Here is a 24969-nt window from a genome sequence, read left to right as displayed (position 1 = left end):
AATTGAGTAATATTAAACTCCTTCCCTAGAGAGGGAATGTGCCGAAGGCGGAAGGGTAGAAAATGAAATTTTTTAAAACACATAAAATCAAACTAATAATAGCCGTTATTTTACTAACGGCTTATTATTTTTCGTTACCCAAACAGTTATTTAAAAGTCCTACTTCAACGGTAATTGAAAGTGCTGAAGGTGAACTGTTAGGTGCAAAAATTGCTGAAGACGGACAGTGGAGGTTTCCTCAAAATGATAGTATTCCAACTAAATTTAAACAATGTATTGTTCAGTTTGAAGATGCTTATTTTTACAAGCATCCCGGGTTTAATCCAATTTCAATTTTCAAAGCACTTTCAGAAAATTTAAAATCTAAAAAGGTAAAAAGAGGCGGAAGTACTATTACGCAACAAGTAATTAGATTGTCTAGAAAAAATCAAAAAAGAACTTATTTTGAAAAGTTAAAAGAATTAATTTTAGCCACAAGGTTAGAACTTCGTTATTCCAAAGAAAAAATATTGTCATTATACGCTTCAAATGCGCCTTTTGGCGGAAATGTAGTTGGACTAGACGTAGCTTCGTGGCGTTATTTTGGAAGATATTCCAATGATTTATCTTGGGCAGAAAGTGCAACATTGGCGGTATTGCCAAATGCACCGAGTTTAATTTATCCAGGAAAAAATCAGCAAAAATTATTACAAAAACGAAATAGATTACTGAAAAAATTGTTTGAAGAAGATATTATAGATAAACTCACTTATGAACTTGCTTTAGAAGAAGAATTACCTCAAAAACCATATGCAATTCCGCAAATTGCCCCGCATTTATTGCAAAAAGTAGCAAAAGAATTTAAAGGGAAACGAGTTGAAACTTCCGTAGAAATTGGTTTACAACACAACATAAATGAAATTGTAAAAACACATTACAATGAGTTAAGTCAGAACGAAATTTACAATATTGCTGTATTGGTTTTAAATGTTGAAACACGACAAGTTTTAGCGTATGTTGGAAATTCACCAACTTCAAAACAACATCATAAAGATGTTGATATTATTGATAAGCCACGAAGTACAGGAAGTATTTTAAAACCATTTTTATACGCAGCAATGTTAGATGCTGGAGATTTACTGCCAAATACGTTAGTTGCGGATGTGCCAACACAATTTGCAAGTTATAAGCCCGAAAATTTTGACAAAAAGTTTAGTGGAGCAGTTTCGGCAAGTAAAGCATTATCGCGCTCATTAAATGTACCTGCGGTTAGAATGTTGCAGAGTTTTGGTTTGGATAGATTTCATCATTATTTAAAGGAATTAAAATTGACCGATATTAAATACAATGCCAATCATTACGGATTATCATTAATTTTAGGTGGAGCAGAAAGTAATTTATGGGATTTAAGTAAAAGCTATGCATCAATGGCTTCAACAATTAATCATTATGATGATACACAAGGGAAATATTATAAAAACGAATTTTTAGAACCTTCTTATTTGAAGAATTTTAAACCAAATTTTGGAGAAACTTCAACAGAGAAAACCATTTTTGATGCAGGATCAACTTATTTAACTTTTGAAAGTTTAAATAAGGTAAACAGACCAGAAGGTGAACAAAATTGGGAATTTTTTAATGATGCCAATAAAATTGCTTGGAAAACAGGAACTAGTTTTGGTTTTAGAGATGCTTGGGCAATTGGAGCAACAAAAAAATATGTAGTTGGTGTTTGGGTTGGAAATGCCGATGGAGAAGGTCGCCCAGGTTTGGTTGGTGTTACAGCAGCGGCGCCAATATTATTTGATGTTTTTAATTATTTACCGCAAAATAGTTGGTTTGAAAAACCTTTTGATGAATTGGTTAAAGTGCCAATTTGTAGTAAAAGTGGCTATAGAGCAAGTGAAATTTGTGAGCAAAAAGATTCGGTTTTTGTGCAAAGAGCAGGTTTAAAAACCAAACCTTGCCCTTATCATTTATGGGTTCATTTAGACAAAAATGAAGAATTTCAGGTAAATACTTCGTGTGAAACATTAGATAATATGGTTCATAAAAGTTGGTTTGTATTGCCGCCATTAATGGAACATTATTTTAAAAACAGCAATCCGTTTTATAGAACTTTACCTAGTTTTAGAAGTGATTGTTTAAACGAATCTAAAGCAAAAATGGAGTTTGTAACTCCTAAAAAAAACGAGACATTTTATATGGCTAAAGATTTCAATGAAAATCAATTACCTATAGTATTTAAACTTGTTCATTCCAATTCTGAAGTAAAAGTGTTTTGGTATTTAAATAAGCAATATATAGGCGTTACCCAAAGTATTCATGAGATTGAAGTTTTACCCAAAAAAGGAAAGTTTATTCTAACAGCAATTGATGAATTTGGAAGGGAACTAAATTCTTTATTTGAAATTAAAGATTAAGTTTTTGAACATGTAATCAAATGTTGTATCTTGCAAATTAAATATTAAACAAATACATCTTCCTGTTATGTTGCAAATTTTACTTGTTGATGATGAAAATGACGCTTTAGAAGCTTTAGAATGGAAATTAAATAATTATATTGAAAATGTGGAAATTACAACATGTAATTCACCACTAAAAGCAATAGATATTATTAATGAAGATAAACCAGACGTTGTATTTTTGGATATTCAAATGCCAGAAATGGATGGTTTTACAATGATTGAAAAACTAGAAAATAGAGATTTCAATCTTATTTTTACTACTGCCCACGATGAATTTGCTTTAAAAGCAATAAAAGTTTCAGCAATTGACTATTTATTAAAACCAGTTGATAAAGATGAATTATTAGCTGCAATGGATAAAATTAAAAAGTCTAAAAAAGGAGCTGTACTAGAAAATAAATTACAATTGTTGTTAAATAACTTGAATGATAATAACGATAAAATAAATATTTCTGCAGATGGTAAAGTGTATTTACTAGAAAAGGAAGATGTAATTATGTTGAAATCTGATAAAAGTTATACTACTATTTTCTTAAAAAGTGAGCAACAAATTTTAGTTTCAAAAACTCTAAAAGAGGTTGAAAAGAAATTCCAATTCTCGGAATTTTACAGAGTACATAATTCATACCTTGTAAACTTAAACCATGTAAAAGAATATATGAAAGGTTTAGGAGGTGAACTTATTATGACTAATGGACTTACTGCAAGCATTAGTAGAAATAGAAAAGCAGAACTATTCAAAAAACTATACTTAGACTAAAAGAATGTTATTAGATTTTCATTCTGAATTTTACTCATGGATTAGAGGTGGACTTTTTGTTCTGTTTCTTTATCATGTTATTATTTATTTTCAGAATAGAAGTAAACTCTACCTATATTATAGTTTATACCTTTTAGGACTTACAATATATTTAACCAAATATGTTGCTTCTGAAGCATTTATAACCTTTTATAATTATTCAAATTTTACTATTCAATTTTTAGCTTACGCAGCCTATATTGCATTTGCAAGGGAGTTACTTGAGACAAGAACTCATTTAATTAAATGGGATAGATATTTTCAAATTGTTTTTAATACGCTATTGTTTTTAGCAGTAGTTTTCTTATTAATACATGCATTATTTGGGTATGATTTTCAGATAAAAGCATTCACTATTTTTGCACCACTACTAACTTCGTTCATGTTAGTTTCATTTTATATAGTTATTAGAGAAATTAAGGATAAATTTTCAGTTTATTTTGTAGTAGGATCTTTGGTATATGTTTTATTAGCAAATATTAGTTTTCTTGAAATTTTTATTGGCGAAGATATATTTATAAGTAATGGAGTTCAGCCAATGTTTTTTGTTTATTTGGGTGCTATACTCCAATCATTTATTTTCTCAATAATCATTGGTTTTATTATTAAAAGAATCCAAGACAGAAGTAAAAATGCAGAAATTAGATTAGCGGTGAAGTTAAAAGAAATGGAAGAGTTAAAAATGACTGCACTTCAGAGTCAAATGAATCCGCACTTTTTATTTAATTCATTAAACTCTATAAATAATTTTGTATTAAAAAACGAAGTTGAAAAAGCTTCAGATTACATTACCAAATTTTCACGATTAATGAGGGTTATTTTAAATAGCTCATCTAGTCCAACGTCTACATTATCAGAAGAGTTAGGAATTTTAGCTTTATATGTAAAACTAGAGCAAATGCGTGTAGGTGGAGGTTTTGATTATGTTGTTAATGTTGATAATAACTTAATGTTAGAAGGGATTAAAGTTCCTCCATTATTTTTGCAACCTTTTATTGAAAATGCTATTTGGCATGGTATAATGAAACAAAAAGGAAAAAAACTAATTGAATTAACTATTAAAGAAAAAGATAATATTGTTTATTGTGTTGTTGAAGATAATGGTATTGGAATAAATAAATCTAAAGAAATTTCTGCGATGACTCAAAAAAAGAGATTTTTTGGAGCAAAAGCCACTGAAAATAGAATTAGAATTTTGTATCAAAACAAAAATGTTAGTATAGTTACAAAAGATATTTCTACAGAAAAAAATAAAGGTACTAGGGTAACAATAAGCTTTCCTTACATAAAAGTTTAAACTAATTATTACTTAAAACTTCCCATTTGTTAATTTAATAACGGCGTAGGTAAATTTCAATAAAAATAAAGAAAAAGTAGCTTTATATTTATAGGAACAATTCAGCCTTATTACATGACCATCGTTAATTTTACTACACCTTCTGATGAAGAGATTATAGACTCTATAGATATTTCAAAAAAAGATATCATTAAATTTATTGGTAGCGGTAGTGTTTATCAGAACTTGCAAGAAACAGTTTATGTTAGATTAATTGCGTTGAAGAAAAATTCCATTAAAAAAGTTATTTACAAAAAAAGAGGGATGATTTGGGGATTTGAATCAATTGAAGAAGCTACAATTTAACAATTTATAGTAGCTTAAAATTCAGCAAAAATTCCATTTATTACTTAAAACTTACCATTTATCTATTTTTAATAAATATTTGTTTATTTGATTCTAAAAGTATAATAATCAGTAGTATATTTGTTATGTATTAATGTCAAGAGGGGTTTTGGCACTGTACATTTAAAAACATTAAATAAGTCTTTGGGGTTGATTTATTTATTCCTTGAACATTGTCAAAACGTATGACAATGTTCGAGGTTTTTTTTTGGAATGTAATTTAACTTACCTTATTTCGTTATAGTTTTAATTTATTAGATATATTTGGACTGACTTATGAAGAAAATAATTCAAATTTTAACGTTACTAACTTTCAGTATTTCTTGGGCTCAAATTAATTACTCTTCTAATTGGGAGGATTTTTATTCCTACAATAATGTTAAGGATTTTATAAAAATAGATAACGTACTATATGCTATAGCAGATAATGCGATATTCTCATATAATATTGACACAGAAGAAACAGAAAAAATTTCCTCAATTAATGGCTTGTCAGGTGAATCAATTTCAAGTTTTTATTATAGTGAGGCTACTAATAAAATTATTGTAGGGTATGCTACAGGTATGTTGGAAATAATTGATCAAAATCAAAATATTACTATTGCTAAAGATATTGTAAACTTCAGTTATTCTGGAGATAAAAGCATAAATGCTATTACAGAATACAATGGTAAATTATACCTTTCTACTTCTTTTGCTATTATTGAATACAATATTCAAAGTTTAAATTTTGGGGATACTTTTTTTATAGGTTCAGGATCTTCAGAAATTTTAATAAATGAAATTAAAGTTTTAGACAGCTCTATTTATGCTGCTACTGAAAATGGAATTTTTGTAGCAGATGTAACCAACCCAAATTTAATTGATTATAACAATTGGAAAGTATATTCAAGTGGAGATTTTAAAACGTTAGAGGTTTTTAATGAAAAAATTTATGCGTCTAAAGATAAGAGCTTATATACTTTAGAGAATGAAGTTTTAACTTTAATCCATTCTTTTTCAAAAAATATTATTAGTTTAAAATCTTCAAGTAATATTTTAGCTGTTTCAACCGAAAGAAGCGCTTATTTTTTAGATAACTCAAATATTGAAGTTTTTAACTACACATCAAATTCTACAGACGACTATTATTTTGAATTAAATACTTCATTTTTAGAAGAAGAAAATATTTATTTTGCAACTCAAGAATATGGTATTTTAAAAACAAACATTTCAAATACTTCAAATTTAATAGAAATTCACCCAGAAGGGCCATTATCTAATGATGCCTTTTCAATTGAAGCCCAAGACAGCCAGTTGTGGGTAGTTTTTGGCCTCTACGATCAAACTTATACTCCTGGAAATGGAAAGTATGGGTTTAGTCATTTTACAGGTGAAAATTGGAAGAATAAACCGTATAAAGACTTTGGAGTTAAAAATTTAGTGCATATTACTTATGATTATGAAAATGTAAACAAAGTGTATTTAAGCTCATGGGGAGCAAGCAATCCTAACGATGTATTGAATACAGGAGGTATGTTAATTGTTGAAGATGATGAAATTGTTGATTTTTGGAATTATACAAATAGCGGACTTGAAAACATATTTTTACCTCAATACCCAACATATATAACTACAAGAATTAAAGGTTCAACTTTTGATTCTAATGGAAATCTTTGGATAACAAATTCTGGATTAGATAATAATTTAAAAAAGTATAATAATACTTGGGATGAGTTCAACTTAAATTCAGTTATGATTTCTGGAGGTTCAGAATTAATTGAAATTGATACAGATAAATCTAATACAGTATGGATTAGTACAAGAAAAAATGGAGTTGTTGTGTTTAATGAAACTGGAAATAAATTGATTCGTTTCTCAATAGAAAACACAAAAGGTTCCTTACCAGATTTAAATACAAGAGCTATTAAAGTAGATGCAAATGATAGGGTTTGGATTGGAACAAGTAAAGGACTTGTAACTTACAATAATGCTTCAAATATTTTTAATGAAACAATTTACGATGCGGAGCCAATAATTATTTTAGAGAATGGAGTAGCAACAAAGTTATTGGGAGATCAAGTAATTAATACAATTGCTATTGATGGAGCTAATAATAAATGGTTTGGAACTTCTTCTAGTGGAGTTATGCAAACTAACCCTGATGGAACTAGTACACTACAACAGTTTAACACTAGTAATTCTCCGTTACCATCTAATAACATTATTAAAATTTCAGTAGATAAGAGTTCTGGTAAAGTTTATTTTGCAACAGATAAAGGTATTGTAGCATACAACAGTAATGTAGCTACTTATAGTGATTCTTTAACAGAAGTTTATGCATACCCTAATCCTTCAACTAAAACTAACGAGTTTATTACAATTGATGGAAGAAATGGAGAACATTTACCAAACGGAACCAATGTTAAAATTTTAGATAGCGCTGGGCACCTTGTATATGAAACAAACGTAAAAGAAGGTGATGAGATTTATGGAGGAAAAGTTGTTTGGAATAAAACAAATTTAGCAGGAAGAAAAGTAGCTTCAGGAGTATATATTGTTTTATTAATTGCTAATAATAATACAGAAACTACAACAACTAAAATTGCCATTATAAACTAAAATGCTAGAACAAACTAAAGCAATAGTTTTACACTCCATAAAATACGGCGATTCAAGTTTAATAACAACCTGTTATACAGAAAAGTGTGGAGTAAAATCCTATATGTTAAAAGGAGTTTTAAAAAGCAGAAAAAGTAAAATTAAACCAGCATATTTTCAACCTTTAACACAATTAGTGTTAACAGTAAATCACAATAATAAAGGGGCATTAAATTCAATAAGAGAGGTTGAAATAGAACAATTTTACACATCTATTCATACCGATATTAAAAAACAAACAATAGCCTTGTTTTTAGCTGAAATTTTGAATTATTCTATCAAAGAAGAGGAACTAAATTCAAGTTTATATCAATATTTAGAAGCCTCATTTTTATGGTTAGATACGCATTCAAATATTTCTAATTTTCATTTATTATTTTTATTAAATTTAACCAAGTTTTTAGGGTTTTACCCAGATTTGAATACTAGTGATAATAACTATTTCGATTTATACGAAGCTAGGTTTACTACAAAACAAAACCATCACACTGTTTCAGGTGATAAAATAGTTCAATTTAAAAAGCTTTTAGGCATACATTTTGATGCAATTCATACAGTTAATTTTAATGCAGAAAGTAGGCAAGTAGTTTTATCCATTTTAATTCAATATTTTGAATTACATTTGAGCGGATTTAGAAAGCCGAAATCCTTACAAGTTTTGAAATCTATTTTTAGTTAGTATGAAATTCAAATTCCTTTTTCTTTTATCATTTTTTTATTTGCAAATTTTCGCTCAAAAAGTTGAAGTTTTAGAGTATGGCACTAATTTTCCCGTTGAAAATGCTACAATTTATAACGAAGGAAAAAACACTATAGTTTACACAAACAAAAATGGAATAGCAGATTTATCAAGCTTTAAAGAGTACGATATAATATCATTTAATCATATTTCATTTATTGAATATGAAATATTAAAAAAAGAATTAGCAGTTGTTGAATATGTAATTTATTTAACAAGAAAAGCTGAACAATTAGATGAAATTGTGCTTTCAGCTTCAAAAGGAAAAGAAAAACGAAGCAGAATTGCAGAACAAGTTGAAGTTATTTATAATGAAAATATTAAACTACTAGCACCTCAAACTTCAGCAGATTTACTCGCTGAAATACCAGGTGTAAAAGTTCAAAAATCTCAATTTGGTGGAGGTAGTCCAGTGCTTCGAGGTATGGAAGCAAACAGAGTTTTATTAGTTGTAGATGGCGTAAGAATGAATAATGCAATATACAGAATGGGACATTTACAAAATTCCATATCTGTTTCACCAAACACTATTGAACGTACTGAAGTTGTATTTGGACCTTCGTCTGTAATTTACGGTTCCGACGCTTTAGGCGGTGTTATTCATTATTACACAAGAACACCAAAAACAAGTCCTCACAACAATTTAAGTGGTGGTTTGTTTTCTAGATATAGTAGTGTAAATAATGAATTTTCTTCTGAAGGTCATGTAGAAATTAATCATAAAAAATGGGCTTCATATACAAGTATTTCTCACAGTACTTTTGGAAATTTAAAAATGGGAAAAACTAGAAATCATGGTTATAGTGATTGGGGAAAAGTTTTTGAATATTCAAATAATAGTGATGAATATTATAACGAAAATTCAGTTGTAAATTCAGATCCAAACGAACAAAAAAATACAAGTTATTATCAATCTGATTTTTTGCAAAAAATAAATATTCCACTTTCTAATAAAACAGACTTATTATTAAATTTTCAATACTCAAAATCATCAGATATAGATAGATTTGATAGTTTAAATGAATATAGCGATGGTGAATTAAAATGGGCGGAATGGCATTATGGACCACAAGAACGTATGTTAATATCAACTCAATTAAAAATTAGACCAGATAAAAAATGGTTAGAGAACGGTGTTATTACAGCTGCATATCAAAATATTAATGAGTCTCGAATTCAACGTAAATTTTCAAGTTTAGAGAAATCGTATAGAGAAGAAGATGTTGATGTTTTTAGTTTAAACGGAGATTTTTATGTACCATTAACAAATAATAATAATAGAGTTTTATCTTACGGATTAGAATTCACCCATAATGATGTTGGTTCTGAAGCCATAGGGAAAACATTAGATGTTTATAACAATAAAATTGTTGGATTTACAACTGATGATTTTAAAGTGCAATCACGTTATCCAGATGGAAGAAGCACTTATACAAGTTTAGCATCTTATGTAAATTATCGTCAAGATATTAGTTCAAAATCAACTTTAAATACGGGTGTACGATTTATTCAAACTTTTTTATCAGCAAAATGGATAGACGATACTTTTATAACCTTACCAGATTTTGATATTTCTTTAAATAATAGCTCTGTAACAGCTACCATTGGTTACGCATATAAACCTTCAAAAAATTGGCAATTAAACACGGTAGTTTCTTCGGGTTTTAGATCACCAAATATTGATGATATTGGAAAAATTAGAGAAAAATCTGGGAATGTTACTGTTCCAAATATTTATTTAAAACCTGAATATGCTTATAATTTTGAAACAGGAATTTTAAAGCATTTTAATAATAAAAAATTTCAAATTGGACTTAATGCTTACTACACATTGCTTAATAACTATATAACAAGAGATAGTTTTGAAATAAATAATTCGTCAACTATAATTTATGATGGTGAAGAAGGAAATGTTGTAGCGAATGTTAACAAAGGAAATGCTTGTATTTTTGGAGGAACATTTAGTTTAAAAGGTAAATTAAGTGAAATTTGGTTTACAAATGGTTCAGTAACCTACACTGAAGGAAAAACATACGATACAGATTTACCATTTTCTTCAATACCTCCATTGTTTGGTAAATTTGAAATAGGCTTTCAAAAAGAGAAGTTACAAGCTTCAATTAATTGGAAATTTAACACTAAAAAACCGTATAATAAGTATAATTTAATTGAAGGAATAGATAACGTAGAACAGACTCCTTTTAATGAAAACACAGGTTTGTATGAAGGAAACCCTGCTTGGAATACGTTTAATGCATCCGCAAAATATAAATTAACAAATAGTATATCCGTTTTTGCAAACCTTGATAATATTTTTGATATTCATTATAAAGAATTTGCAAGTTCAATTAGTGCGCCAGGAAGAAATGTTTCTATTTCAATTTTAGCGAACATCTAACAATTGTATTGAAAATTAGGAGGTTAATTATTTTTTTTATAATTTAGTAGCCCTAAAACCCCACAAAAATGAATACACAACTACGCAATTTCTTAAGCAAATTTATTTATAAATGGTATTTTAATTATTTCATTCTTGAAATAAAATAGAATATAAAACCACTAATTTTCTTATTTTAAAAGAAGGTTAGTAATAAATTTCTACAAAACTTATTCAAAACTTTTAATAGTTTTTATAACATCACAAACCCCTATGTTATGAAGAAAATATTAATATTATTTAGTATATTCAGTTGTTTTACATTAGTAACTTCAGCACAAACTGTTTTTTATAATTCTAATTTTGAGACATCAACTATTGATGGTTGGTCACAAAGCTCAACAGATGATTTTGATTGGACCAGACGTTCGGGAGGAACACCTTCTGGAGGTACAGGACCATATTCTGCATCAAATGGCAGTTACTATATGTATGCAGAAATGTCGAATCCAAGAGGATATGGAGATATTGCTATTCTAACAAGTCCTGCAATCGATTTATCTTCACACACTTCTAATTCTCTTACATTTGATTATCATATGTATTCTAGTGGCTATAGTTCTGAAGTAGGTGATTTAGAAGTTGAAATTAATGTTAACGGAACAGGATGGAGTACTGTAATTTTCACAAGATCAGGTAGTCAAAATTCATCTCAATCTAATTGGTTAACCGGAACAGTTAATTTATCGGCATACGATGGAGATTCAATTCAAATTAGGTTTATAGCAACTAGAGCAAATTCATGGAGAGGAGATATTGCATTTGATAATGTGGAGATATCTGGTTTTATTGCAAATGTTGCTGAAATAGATATTACAGGTCTTGGAAATTCAATTAGTAATGGAGATAATACACCAAGTGCAACAGATGATACTGATTTTGGTTCAGTAGGTTCTGGATTTTCAGTAGATCATACATTTACTATATACAATACAGGAAATAATACAACAACTTTAAATCTTTTAGGAACTCCAATTGTAGATATTTCTGGAAGTTCAGATTTTTCAATACAAACTCAACCAAGTTCAAATTCAATTATTGGAGGTAATTCACTAACATTTGTTGTAAGGTATTCTCCAAGTTCTAACGGGACTGTTTTTGCTACAATTTCAATAACAAATACAGATTCGAACGAAGATCCATATAATTTTTCAATTCAAGGTACCGGAGTTGTTCCTTTAACCGCTGGACCTGGTGGAATTACCACAGATTTACAATTATGGTTAAAGGCTAATGACGGGCTATATTTAACAGATGGTCAAAGTGTTAACTCATGGTTAGACCAAGGTAGAGGATCAAATGCAACTACTAATTTACCTGCTCAAGCACCTACTTTTAGAGATAATTCATCAGATAATGTAAATTTCAACCCTGTGGTTCAGTTTTCTAATAGTTTCAACACTTATACTGTTGATAGTGATTATTCTTATGATAATACGTCTACACAATTTTTACAGGGAACTTCCGGCTTGTATACACAAGATATTTTTTTGGTACTCATTCCTGATGATACACCAATAACAAATAATTTTGGATTTATGGATGCTTTTTGTGGGGATTCTGATATTTCAACTAATTCAACAGATGCTACTGGGATTGGTTTCGGCTATTATACGAGCAGAATTGATGGTGAAATTATTTGTTTTGCTCTTGATACTTTTACTGAAAGTGAGGCGGGAGATGGTTATGCTGTGTCTGAAATTGGAACAGGTTCTTCATATGATAATATTGGAATAATTAATGCTAGAAATAATTCATCTGAAACACAACAAGAATTATACTATAATGCGAATGATATTGAAACTGATCAAAATGATGTTGCCGAGTTTATGAATGTAAACGATGCAAAATTTTGGTTAGGAAGAAGTGAAGGATGGGAAGCCAGTTTAAACGCAAGGGTTGTAGAAGTAATTACTTTTTCATCAAGACAAGATGATTCTTCTGAAAGAAAAAAAATTGAAAGTTATTTAGCAATAAAATATGGGATAACACTTGGCGTAAATGGTACAAGTCAAGATTATGTAGATTCAAACGGAAGTTTAATTTGGGATATTTCAGCAAATAGTGGTTACAATTATGATATAGCAGGAATTGGAAAAGATAACGATTCTGAATTAAATCAAAAACAATCTAAAAGTGTAAATAGTTCAAGTATAGTAACTATTGGATTAGGTGAAATTGCTACAACAAATAATTTAAATTTAAATACGTTTGCTACAGATAGAGATTTTTTAGTTTGGGGAAGAAATAACGATAGTTTTAATACAAGTTCAGAAGTTGTGCAAACTGTTAATCTAAGTGGAACTACTACTCAATTTACAAAAGTTTCTAGAGAGTGGAAAATTATTGAAAGTCAAAACGATGTTGCTGAAGTGATTCTTTCAATCCCAACTTCTGTTTTAACAAGTAATATTCCGTTAGCGGCTAATGAAGAATACACGCTAGTTGTTGCTGATGACCCAAGTTTTGGAAATAATAATATTATTGATGTTATTCCTTTAGTTACAAATGGTTCAAACTCTGAAATTTGGTATGATTTTGATGGAACACGTTATTTCTCATTTGCAAAAGCAACTAGAAATATTGCTAAAAGACAAATAAATTTTTCATCCAATGAATTTTTAATTGGTGATAATCAATTAGAATTAAACTCAAATTTCACTGTTTCAACTTGGGTATTAAATAATGGAAATGGAGGAAGTTTTATTTCAAAAGAAACAAGTTATAATTTTAAAGTTAACGCAAGTGATTTTATAGAAATAGATTGGAATGGAAGCACAAGAATTACTTCAAACAATTCAATTTCAAATGGTATTTGGCATCATATAGCTTTAACTTTTAATGCTGGTTCAGCAAATTTATACATTGATGGTGTATTAGATAAAACGGTTAATTCATTACCAAATCCTGTAAGTAGTTCAAGTAAGTTTTCAATAGGAGCTTTATATACCAATAAAAATAATATCTCATCATTTGATGGTTCTGTTGATGAAGTAAGAATATGGAATTCGAATTTAACAGTTGATGAAATTCGTTATATAATGAATCAAGAAATAGAAATTTATGGAGCAAACGTAAACGGGGAAATTATTCCTCAAACAGTAACTAAAAATGATATTAGTTCTAGAACTTGGAGCGAATTAGAAGCCTATTTTGATATGAATTCATTTTATGGAACCACTGTAGAAGACAATTCAAACAACAACCATTGGGCTCGTATTAAATACTTAACAAAAGATAAACAAGTTGTTGAAAGCCAAACAGCACCTTTACCATACCAATCACAAAATAATGGTGATTGGGATACTGCTAATACTTGGTTAAATAATTCAGTTCAATACTTACCAAATACAACACTAAACAGCACCACTATAGATTGGAATATTGTAGAGGTTAATTCTAATGTTGATGCAAACAGAGGAATTACCTTATTAGGGCTTAAATCTAACTCAAATGAATTGTCTATTGAAGCTGATAATCATTTAACAATTTCGCATTATTTCTTATTAAATGGCGTTGTAGATTTGGTAGGCGAATCTCAATTAATTCAAACCACAGATAGTGATTTTGATGAAGCAAGTACAGGATATTTAGAAAGAGACCAGCAAGGTATTGGAAATAGATATAGATATAACGATTGGTCTTCTCCTGTTACAAAAATAGGATCTGGAAATAATAATACAACACCATTTACTATTGCTGATGTATTTAAAGATGGAACAGATGAAAATAATCCGGCAGCAATAACTTTTGTTTCAGGATACGATGGAGCTATTGGATCACCATTAGAAATTAGTGAATATTGGATGTATAAATTTGCAGATTCACCAGACGGAGATTATAGTTCTTGGCAACAAATAGGTAGTACAGGAAATTTAGTAGCAGGAGAAGGATTTTTAATGAAAGGACCTGGGGATCCGAGTTCACCAGATCAAAACTATGTTTTTGTGGGAAAACCAAACAATGGTGATATTACTTTAGCAGTTTCCGGTACAAACGATTATTTAGTAGGTAACCCTTATCCTTCAGCAATAGATTCAAAACAGTTTATTTTAGACAATGGGCCAACAGGAACAGCATCTATAACTGGAACAATATATTATTGGGAACATTATGGAGGAGATTCACATAATTTATCTGAATATCAGGCAGGATATGGAACTTATAGTTTAGGAGGAGCTGTTATGGCTTCAGCGCATCCAGGAGTTAGTTCTTTAGGGTCAGCAACTAAATTACCTCAACAATATTTACCAATTGGACAAGGATTTTTTGTGCAAGGAGATGCTGATGGTGGACTTATTACTTTTAAAAACAGTCAAAGAGTTTTTGAAACGGAAGCATCAGGAAATTCTGTTTTTATGAAAACCACAGCTCAAAGTAAAATAACTACAGTTGATGATGCTGATATACGTCCAAAATATAGAATTGGGTTTGATGGAGCAAAAATAGACCATAGACAAATATTGTTAACTATAGATGAAAATACAACTGATGCCGTTGATTGGGGTTACGATGCTGAAATTTTTGAAATTTTTGAAGATGATATGTATTGGTTAATTGATGATAAAAAATACGTAATTCAAGCAACAAATACAGTTAGTGTAGATAAAGAAATTCCACTTGGAATAGTAAGTTCGGGAGATTTAATAACTATAAGTATTGATGGATTGGAAAATGTTTCTAATGATATTACTGTTTCATTAAAAGATAAAGATTCAGGAAAAATTTACGACTTAACAGATACACCTTTTGAAGTTACATTGCCTGCAGGTGAATATCACAGTAAGTATGTGATTACTTTTAAAAGTAATGAAACTTTAAATGTTGAAGATTTAGTATTGAATAGTCAGTTAAGTGTATTCTACAATAAATCAATTAAAAGTATTATAATTAATAATATTGAAAATGAGATAAAAAAAGTATATGTATATAATACTTTAGGGCAAGTTATAAATAAATGGATAGCTCCTAATTCATATTCAGAAACTTTAACAATTCCTTTAAATGTAAAAAAAGGAGTTTATTTTATTCAGGTAATTACAGAAAATTATAAAAAATCACAGAAAATAGTAGTCAATTAAAATGTATTTATTTAAACGCTATTAATCTATATTAGATTAATAGCGTTTTTAGTTTTTTTTTAAACTTCTCTTTATACCTTTATTTATAGCACTTTACATGTTTTAGTAAAAAAAAATCATTATTTAGAATGATTATATTTTAGATTTTTATAGTGTATATTTTACATTTATTAAAATATTTTTTGTACTTTTAGTATACTTAAAACCCCTACAATAATGAATATAAAATTACACTTCGAATTACTACACCTCGTTAAAAACTTCAAAAACTATTTAGAATAGTTTATAAGTTAAAATTCAATTTTTTTTTAATACTAATAACATAAAACCCCAATGTTATGAAACACACAATAATTCAATTATTGTTAGTTTGTTGTTTATATACAACAAGTTATGCAATACCTACAACAGACGAAAACTTTAATTTAAATCAAACAACTGCAGATACATTTCCTATGATTAGGATAGGTTTTGATGCACCACAAATAGATCACAGACAATTACTTTTAGCTGCTCATGAAGCCACAACTGATGGATTAGATTGGGGCTATGATGCTGAAATGTATGAAGTGCTATTAGATGATATGTTTTGGTTAATTGAAACTAAAAAATGCGTTATTCAAGGCGTTCCAGAACTTTATGTTGATAAAGAAATACCTTTAGGAATTATCATGTCCGAACAAGGTGAAATTCAAATACAAGTAGATGAATTAGAAAACCCTATAGATAGTTTAGTTGTTTATTTAAAGGATATAGAATTAGATAAACTTTATAATATACAAGATAGTGTTTATACAACTACTTTAGATCAAGGAGAATACTCAACAAGATTTGCAATTACGTTTAAAAGTGTAGATTTTGTTAATGAACCAACTCCAGTAGACGAAATAGATGAGCCAGAAGAACCAACTGAAATTACAAAAAAATTAAAAATTCAATTATTTTATAATCATAAAATATCTTCTTTAGTTATTAGAAACAAAGAAAATATTAAAATTAATAACGCATTGCTTTTTAATAGACATGGAGTTAAAGTTAATGAATGGAGAAGAATTAATGATAGCAGTACTAGAATAAAATTACCTATTCAAGTAAGAAAAGGAATGTATTATATTATAATTGATACTGAAATTAAACCTATAAAAAGAAAAATAGTTGTACATAAATCCTAATAATAAGTACTCTAAGGGTTGCAATTAGAAGAATTATAAAAAAAATATTATTTTTGCAACCCTATAACTTTATAAATAAATGTCTATAAATCAAATTAATAAATTTTTAAGCAGTTTTCTAATACTTGTATTATTTTCTTTAAGTGCTTTTTCTCAAGTGCCAATTGTTAGTTATGATTTTAACAGTGGATACCAAGGATGGACTGATAATGGAGATGATTCCGATCATATAAATAATAATAATTGGTCTTGTAGCTCTAATGGCGTAATTTTTACAAAAGATAATGAGACTAATAAAAATAGAATAACATCACCAACAATTAATCTTTCAGGTGGATTTTCACAAATTGACTTTTCTTTTTGTCATAAAGGATCAAAGCTAGATAATGGAGAAGGATTAATAGTCCAATATTCTGAAAACGGAGTAAATGGTTGGGTAACAGTTGCTACTTTTGTTAGAAATACTGATTTTACAGGTGATGGAAACTCAAACCCCCATAGTTTATCATTTTCTATGGACAATAGCACCTATAATTTTACCACAACTGCCAGATTTAGGTTTTCGGGTACAGCAAATAAAAATAATGAGTATAATTATATTGATGATGTTATTATTGAAGGAAGTTATTATTGTGACTCTAATGGAAATAATACAGATGGTTGGGATACAGGAATAAGACAAGTAGTATTTAATACTATAAATAATTCAACACCAGTTGAAGATAATAATTATTCAGATTTTACAGCACAATCTACAGATGTTTCCATAAGTACTTCATACAATTTATCAGTTAATGTAAATACTGATGGAAATTGGACAAATTACACAAAAGCATGGATAGATTGGAATCAAGATGGTGTGTTTAACACTACAGATGAAGAATTCGATTTGGGTACTGCAACAAATGTCTCAAACGGAGCAACTTCTTTAAGCCCATTATCTATTACTATTCCAGCAACTGCTACTTTAGGCTACACAAGAATGCGTATTGCTTCTAAATATTTTTCATATCCTACAGCTTGTGAAACTGATTTTGATGGCGAAGTAGAAGATTACACTATTAATATTATTAGTAACTGTTCAACAAATACTTGGACAGGAGCCATAGATTCAGATTGGAATACTACTGCAAACTGGAGTTGTGGAAGTGTGCCTACAAGCACAACAAATGTGCTTATACCTACAGGCGTTGCTAATTTCCCTGAAATTTATAGTGCAGATGCAGCAGGGCTTTCAAATAATATAGAAATTGAAAGTGGAGCAACACTTAAAATTTATGATAATTACATTGAAATTGCGGGAACTTTATTACTAAACGGATTTATTGATTTAGTAGACGAAGGACAATTAATACAAACAACAGGAAGTATTTTTGATTCTACAAGTACAGGATATATAGAGCGAGACCAACAAGGAGAAGGAAATAGATATAGATATAATGATTGGTCTTCTCCGGTAATTAAAACAGGAACTGCACTTGGAACACCATTTACAGTTGCAGATGTTTTAAGAGATGGAACAGACCCTAATAACCCTAAAGCTATTAATTTTGTGTCAGGTTATAATGGAGCTGTTGGATCACCAATTGCAATTGCAGAATATTGGATCTATAAATATGCCAACTCACCAACTGGAGATTATAATTCTTGGCAACAAATTAAAAGTACAGGTAATTTAAAACCAGGCGAAGGCTTTTTAATGAAAGGGACTGGTAACCCAGGATCCTCTGACCAAAATTATGTTTTTCAAGGAAAACCAAACAATGGAACTATTCAATTAAGTGTTGCCGCAAATAACGATTATTTAATAGGCAACCCTTACCCATCTGCTATTGATGCTGTTCAATTTTTAATTGATAATCCAGGTGTTAATGGTGGAGCTCTTTATTTTTGGGAACACTATGGTGGTGATTCACATAATTTAGCTGATTATCAGGCAGGTTATGCTACTATTAATTTACTAGGAGTTTCAACTCCTGCATCTTCTAATCTTCCAAGTGGAGTTAGTTCAGCAGGATCTTCTGTAAAAACACTTCAACGCTATATTCCAGTAGGTCAAGGCTTTTTCTTTTGGGCTGGTGGTAGTAATACTACTATTGAATTTAACAACGGTCAACGTATATTTAAAACAGAAGCATCAGGAGAATCTGTTTTTATGAAGGGTACAAATACCAAAACTAGTAAAACAGCAACAACTGTAGATACTAGACCAATAATTAGAATCGGATTTGATGCGTCAGAAATAGATCATAGGCAGTTAATTATTGGAGCTGATGAAAAAGCTACAGACAATGTTGATTGGGGATATGATGCGATTATCTATGAAACTTTAGATGATGATATGTATTGGATAATTGAGAACGATAAATACGTTATTCAAGGTATAAATACTATTGATTCTGAAACAGAACTGCCTATAGGAATTCAATCAAAAAAAGGAGGTATTGTTAGTATTAAAGTTGATGAGCTAATAAACACACCAGATGATTTAGAAGTATATATTTTAGATAAAACAACAAACACAACTTTTGATATTAAAAACGGAACTTTTGAAACTATTTTAGAACCTAACACTACATTTACCAACAAATACTCAATTGTTTTTAAACAATATGAAGTATTAGCTATAAACGAAGAAATTTTAGATCAGAATTTATTGGTATATGTAAATAATAGTGAAAAATTAATAGTAATAAAGAACAATACAAATTTTGAAATAGAAGGCATTACTCTTTACAACTATCTTGGTCAAAATATAAAACAGTGGAATTCAAAATTTGACGAGGAAATGCTTACATTACCAGTAGAAAATAACCAAGGTGTATATATTATTAAAATACTAACCTCAAAAGGAATTTTAACGAAAAAGATAATTATAGAGTAAGAACACCTATTTTTATAAATTAATATTAAAAAGGCGCACATTTTTTTTAAAAATGTGCGCCTTTTGTTTGATTTTTAACTCTGTTTATTGTGTAAAAAGTGCATTTTATTAGCTTATTATAAATAAAAAAACTTTTATTGTTACTGTTTATTTGGTTTTTACATCAGTTTATTTAAAAAAAACATCCATTTATTAAAAAGTGTAATATATTGTTATATAGGTAATTAAGGTTGCGTAATATGTTAAATTATACACTATATTTGTTTATATTTTTACAGGAAAAGTTAAATAAACCCCACATCGATATGTTAAAAAAAATTACTTTCGTAATTCTTTTGTTAAGTATTTCAATTGAAATAATAGCTCAAGAAATTGAAGTTGAACATCCATTAGGTAGTTCTATTAATCAAAACGTTAATATTGATTTTGGCGCTAATACTTCTGAAACTTTTTATATAGATAATTCAGGTGGTAACGGATCAAATCTTAATGTTTCCAGTATAGTTTTATCAAATAATACTGATTTTTCCTTAACATCAAATCCAGCTCCATTTACTTTAAAGGGAAATGGTGGAACTACCTCATTTACTATTTCTTTAAATGCATCAGCTTGTGGTAATGTTTCTTCTACGGTTACAATTTATCATGATGGAAGTACTGATAGTGATGGTGAATGGACGTTTACAATTGAAGCCACAGGCGCAAGTACAGATCCAGAAATGGATGTTTTATTAGCTGCAGTTGCAGTTGCAGATGGCGGAACTAGCAGCCCTTCACAATTTACAAGTACAGATGTAGGTTCAAGTACATCAGTAACATATACTATAGAAAATAATGGTTGTTCAAGTTTAGATTTAGACGGTACTCCAGACTTAATAACATTAGGTAATTCAACAGATTTTTTGGTAGATTTCACCTCAACGGCGTCAAGTATCCCTATTGATGGTTCCACAACTTTTACAATAACTTTTAGTCCCGCTAGCAGTGGAGCATTATCAACAACAGTATCCATACCAAATACGGATCCCAATGAAGATCCATACAACTTTACAATTAATGGAACAGGAATTGTACCTATTACGGAAGGTCCAGGCGGTGTTACATCAGATTTACAACTATGGTTAAAATCTACTGACGGGTTAGGTTATGCAGATGGAGATGGTGTTAGTCTATGGGAAACACAAGCTAGAGGTTCTAATGCAACATTGCCAACTGGTGGTTTAGAGCCAACGTTTAAAGATAATATTTCAGATAATGTAAACTTCAATCCAGTTGTTGATTTTAATAATGATCCAACGGCTCCTGTTAAAACCTATAGCTACTCTAAAGAAGTATTAATTGGTGATTCAGGGTATAATACGCAAGATATTTTTGTAGTATTAATACCAAATGTAACTGTTAATCCAACATTTGGTTTTATGGATATTTTCTGTGGAGATGAAAATGTCTCCACCCCTCAAACTGATGGTTCAGGAATAGGTTTCGGAGATTATTCAGCAAGGTTCACCAATGAAATTATCTCATATGCGGTTGGAACAACAAGTTCAGGTGATGGTTATGGTGTTGCAGAAATAGGTACTGGGAATACGTATAGTAATGTAGGAATTATTAATGCTAGAAATAATTCATCTTCTACACTTCAAGAACTTTATTATAATTCTATAAATGTTGGAAATACACAAAATGATACAGGTGATTTTTCGAATGTTGATTCTCGTTTCTGGATCGGTAGAAGTGAAGGTTGGGATGGAAGTACAGATGCAAGAATTGCAGAAATAATAACTTATTCTTCAAGGAAAGATGATATTAATTATAATGATGAACGTAGAAAAATTGAAAGTTATTTAGCTATTAAATATGGAATTACATTAGCAGATGCTGGAGTAGGAACTACACAAGATTATGTAGATTCTGCAGGTAATATAATTTGGGATGAAAGTGCTGATGCAGGAGTTTATAATTATGATATTGCCGGAATTGGACGTGATGATGATTCAGAATTAAATCAAAAACAATCTAGAAGCGTAAATTCAGCTACAAATGTAACTATAGGGCACAGAGAGATTGCTACTACAAACTCTGGAAATGGAAATAACTTTGATAATAATTTAGATTTTTTGGTTTGGGGCCATAACAACGATGCTTTATCTGGAACTGATGATATAATTGTTGATTTAGGAGCTTCTTCTACATCTGTTACAACTATGTTTGATAGGCGTTGGAAAATTAAAGAAACCTGCTCTACTGGAGGCGATGTTTTAGATGTAAAAGTTTCAATTCCAACTAGTGCTTTTGCTTTAACAGCACCAGCACCAGATTTTATTACAACACAACCTGCATTAATAATTTCATCAACAGCTAATTTTTCAGATGTAGTAGATGTTATTCCAATGGTAGCAGACGGTAGTGGTAATTTTGAAACTTGGTACGATTTTGATGATACTCGTTATTTTACGTTTGGTATAGCAACTAAAGTTGAAGGAAAACACGATGTATCTTATACAACAGATAATTTTTTAGTAGGTGAAAATACAGTAACGTTAAATACAAACTATACAGTTTCAGCTTGGGTCAGAAATTTAGGAGGCGGAGGTACTTTTGCTTCTAAAAATGGAGCCTATGATTTTAGAATAAACGCTTCTGGCTATGTTGAAGCTTCTTATAACGGTGCAATTGCAAAAACATCATCAGTTACGGTGAACGATTCAAAATGGCATCATATTGCAATTTCAGATGATGGAAGTGGTGTTTCAATGTATATTGATGGAGTTTTAGATGGAGCAAAAGGAACTTCAGTTGCTCCTATTACTTCAATAGGGAGATTTGCTATAGGTGTTGTATATACTGATAAAAATAATATTACACCAATTTTCAATGGTGATATAGATGAGGTTAGAATTTGGGAAAGAGCACTTACACAGCCTCAAATTCAATACATAATGAACCAAGAAATGGTAAATAATTCTTCCTTTGTTAATGGTGCTACATTACCAGATTCAGTTACATTAAATGAAGTTAGTGCAGTTTCTTGGAGTGATGTGCAGGTTTACCATAACATCAATAATTTTTATGGAACTACAGTTGTTGATGGTTCAGGTAATAATAACTGGTTAAGAATTAAATATTTAGTTCCAGGAAAACAAGTTATAGACAATCAAACCGCACCATTACCTTATGTTTCTACAGCTGATACAAATTGGGATTTAAGCACTACATGGTTAAATGGAGATGAACAATATATACCTGGTTCCGCTTCAATTGTAGATTCTAGTGTTACAGTTGATTGGAATATTGTACAAATAAGCAGTAATGTTGATATGGATAATTCATTGCCAGCAATAAATAATGATACTAGAAAACTTTTAGGTTTATATATAGATAGCACAAAAGAATTAACTGTTAATGGTTCAAACCCTACAGATTATAACCCAGATTCAGGAATTGGAAATGGACTTACTATTTCTCATTATTTTGAATTGAATGGAACAATAGATTTAGAAGGAGAATCTCAATTAATTCAAACTACAGATAGTGATTTAGTTGTTGGTACAAATGGAATGTTAGAAAAAGATCAACAAGGAGAAGGAAATAGATATCGATATAATGATTGGTCTTTACCTGTTTATACAGAAACCGGTGGAAATACTGCTATTAATGGAACAGGTAATTATACAACAGTAGCTGCAGCTTTAAAAGATGGAACTACACCTAGCTCACCTTTAGATATTACTTTTGTTGGGGGGTATGATGGCGATAATACCACATCACCAATTGAAATTGCAAATTACTGGATTTATAAATATGCCAACCTTCCAGATGGAAATTATAGTGCTTGGCAACAAGTAGAATCAACAGGAGACATATATGCAGGTGAAGGTTATCTAATGAAAGGTGTTGGAGATACTGGAGAAGCTAATCAAAACTATGTATTTCAAGGAAAACCAAATAATGGAGATATTACCTTAACAATAGGTGCAGATAACGACTATTTAGTTGGGAACCCTTACCCTTCAGCAATTGATGGATATCAATTTCTTACTGATAATGCACCAGCAAGTGGGGTAACACCTATTAAAGGATCTATTTATTTTTGGAGTCATTATGGAGGAGATTCACATAATTTAGCTGATTATCAAGCTGGATATGCAACTTTAAATTTAATAGGTCCAGCTAAAGCTGCTTCAGCTCACCCTTCGGTTGATACATCTGTAAATGGAACGGTTTTACCAGAACAATATATACCTGTTGGTCAAGGTTTCTTTGTGTGGGCAGAAGATGGAGGAACAATTAAATTTAGAAATAGTCAAAGGTATTATAAAACTGAAGCTTCTGGAGAATCTATTTTTATGAAAGGGGAACAAGAAAAAACTAGTAAAACCAATTCTACTGAAGATACTCGTCCAAAAATTAGAATAGGATTTAATGCTCCTAGTATTGACCATAGGCAACTATTAGTTGGAGCAGATACAAAAGCTTCCGACGCAATTGATTGGGGTTATGATTCTAAAATGTACGAAGTTTTTAATGATGACATGTATTGGCTAATTGAGAATGATAAATACGTTATTCAAGGTATAAATACTATTGATTCTGATACCGAATTACCAATAGGTATTAAATCAAGTCAAGGAGGTTTAATAAGTATTGAGGTTGATGAACTTATTAATACACCCGAAGATATAGAAGTTTATGTATTAGATAAGCAAACAGGTTTAACATACAATATTAAAAATGAAGCTTTTGAAACTGTTTTAGAAGCCAATACAAATTTTTCTGATAAATATGCTATAGTATTTAAAGAAGCTATTGCTTTAAGTGTAGAAGAAGACGAGTTTTTAAATACTAATATGTTAGTATTTATGAATAATGCAGATAAAGAGATTGTGATAAAAAATAATACAAATGTTGATGTTGAGGGTATTCAGTTAATTAATTATTTAGGTCAAACTTCAAATGAATGGAATAAATCTTTTGACCAAAACACGATTAATTTACCAATAAATGTTGCAACAGGTGTTTACTTCATAAGAATTAATACCCCAAAAGGTGTAGTAAATAAAAAAATAATTATTAAATAAATTAACCCTTA

General features: G+C 29.7%; 11 protein-coding genes. All 11 read left to right on the top strand.

The annotated features are described in order from the left end of the window. The first annotated feature begins 62 nt into the window (after positions 1-62). The 11 genes from pbpC (at position 63) to R3X25_RS04380 (ending at position 24958) form a co-directional block, all read left to right on the top strand. Positions 63-2402 (top strand): penicillin-binding protein 1C, encoded by a 2340-nt coding sequence (gene pbpC, locus R3X25_RS04430; protein WP_317672244.1) that lies wholly within the window; start codon positions 63-65, stop codon positions 2400-2402. Positions 2403-2469: 67 nt separating this feature from the next. Beyond that, the gene (locus R3X25_RS04425) at positions 2470-3207 is read left to right on the top strand and encodes a LytTR family DNA-binding domain-containing protein (RefSeq protein WP_317672242.1); all 738 of its coding nucleotides are present in this window, start codon (positions 2470-2472) and stop codon (positions 3205-3207) included. Between the two features lie 4 nt (positions 3208-3211). Continuing rightward, positions 3212-4543 (top strand): sensor histidine kinase, encoded by a 1332-nt coding sequence (locus R3X25_RS04420; protein WP_317672240.1) that lies wholly within the window; start codon positions 3212-3214, stop codon positions 4541-4543. 114 nt (positions 4544-4657) lie between these two features. Further along, on the top strand, positions 4658-4888 hold the full coding sequence (locus R3X25_RS04415; protein WP_317672238.1) for a hypothetical protein: 231 nt from the start codon (positions 4658-4660) through the stop codon (positions 4886-4888). 315 nt (positions 4889-5203) lie between these two features. Further along, positions 5204-7528 (top strand): T9SS type A sorting domain-containing protein, encoded by a 2325-nt coding sequence (locus R3X25_RS04410; protein ID WP_317672236.1) that lies wholly within the window; start codon positions 5204-5206, stop codon positions 7526-7528. 1 nt (position 7529) lies between these two features. Then, complete coding sequence (gene recO, locus R3X25_RS04405) at positions 7530-8246, top strand: DNA repair protein RecO (protein WP_317672234.1); 717 nt, start codon at positions 7530-7532, stop codon at positions 8244-8246. Between the two features lies 1 nt (position 8247). Then, positions 8248-10704, top strand: a complete 2457-nt coding sequence (locus R3X25_RS04400) for a TonB-dependent receptor domain-containing protein (protein ID WP_317672232.1) — start codon at positions 8248-8250, stop codon at positions 10702-10704. Positions 10705-10961: 257 nt separating this feature from the next. Next, positions 10962-15824: a LamG-like jellyroll fold domain-containing protein gene (locus tag R3X25_RS04395; RefSeq protein WP_317672229.1), complete on the top strand. Its 4863-nt coding sequence runs from the start codon at positions 10962-10964 to the stop codon at positions 15822-15824. Positions 15825-16162: 338 nt separating this feature from the next. Further along, the gene (locus R3X25_RS04390; RefSeq protein ID WP_317672227.1) at positions 16163-16996 is read left to right on the top strand and encodes a hypothetical protein; all 834 of its coding nucleotides are present in this window, start codon (positions 16163-16165) and stop codon (positions 16994-16996) included. Between the two features lie 79 nt (positions 16997-17075). After that, positions 17076-19880 (top strand): GEVED domain-containing protein, encoded by a 2805-nt coding sequence (locus R3X25_RS04385; protein ID WP_317672225.1) that lies wholly within the window; start codon positions 17076-17078, stop codon positions 19878-19880. 305 nt (positions 19881-20185) lie between these two features. Continuing rightward, positions 20186-24958 (top strand): LamG-like jellyroll fold domain-containing protein, encoded by a 4773-nt coding sequence (locus R3X25_RS04380; protein ID WP_317672223.1) that lies wholly within the window; start codon positions 20186-20188, stop codon positions 24956-24958. The last annotated feature ends 11 nt before the right edge of the window (positions 24959-24969 follow it).

The organism is Lutibacter sp. TH_r2 (genome assembly GCF_033101135.1).
Classification (GTDB): Bacteria; Bacteroidota; Bacteroidia; order Flavobacteriales; family Flavobacteriaceae; genus Lutibacter.
The sequence above is the reverse complement of the archived record's forward strand: the minus strand, read 5'-3'. Positions and strand labels throughout refer to the sequence as shown.

Coding starts and splice junctions, on each gene's coding strand:
- pbpC (WP_317672244.1), top strand. CDS start 63: ATGAAATTTTTTAAAACACATAAAATCAAACTAATAATAGCCGTTATT.
- R3X25_RS04425 (WP_317672242.1), top strand. CDS start 2,470: ATGTTGCAAATTTTACTTGTTGATGATGAAAATGACGCTTTAGAAGCT.
- R3X25_RS04420 (WP_317672240.1), top strand. CDS start 3,212: ATGTTATTAGATTTTCATTCTGAATTTTACTCATGGATTAGAGGTGGA.
- R3X25_RS04415 (WP_317672238.1), top strand. CDS start 4,658: ATGACCATCGTTAATTTTACTACACCTTCTGATGAAGAGATTATAGAC.
- R3X25_RS04410 (WP_317672236.1), top strand. CDS start 5,204: ATGAAGAAAATAATTCAAATTTTAACGTTACTAACTTTCAGTATTTCT.
- recO (WP_317672234.1), top strand. CDS start 7,530: ATGCTAGAACAAACTAAAGCAATAGTTTTACACTCCATAAAATACGGC.
- R3X25_RS04400 (WP_317672232.1), top strand. CDS start 8,248: ATGAAATTCAAATTCCTTTTTCTTTTATCATTTTTTTATTTGCAAATT.
- R3X25_RS04395 (WP_317672229.1), top strand. CDS start 10,962: ATGAAGAAAATATTAATATTATTTAGTATATTCAGTTGTTTTACATTA.
- R3X25_RS04390 (WP_317672227.1), top strand. CDS start 16,163: ATGAAACACACAATAATTCAATTATTGTTAGTTTGTTGTTTATATACA.
- R3X25_RS04385 (WP_317672225.1), top strand. CDS start 17,076: ATGTCTATAAATCAAATTAATAAATTTTTAAGCAGTTTTCTAATACTT.
- R3X25_RS04380 (WP_317672223.1), top strand. CDS start 20,186: ATGTTAAAAAAAATTACTTTCGTAATTCTTTTGTTAAGTATTTCAATT.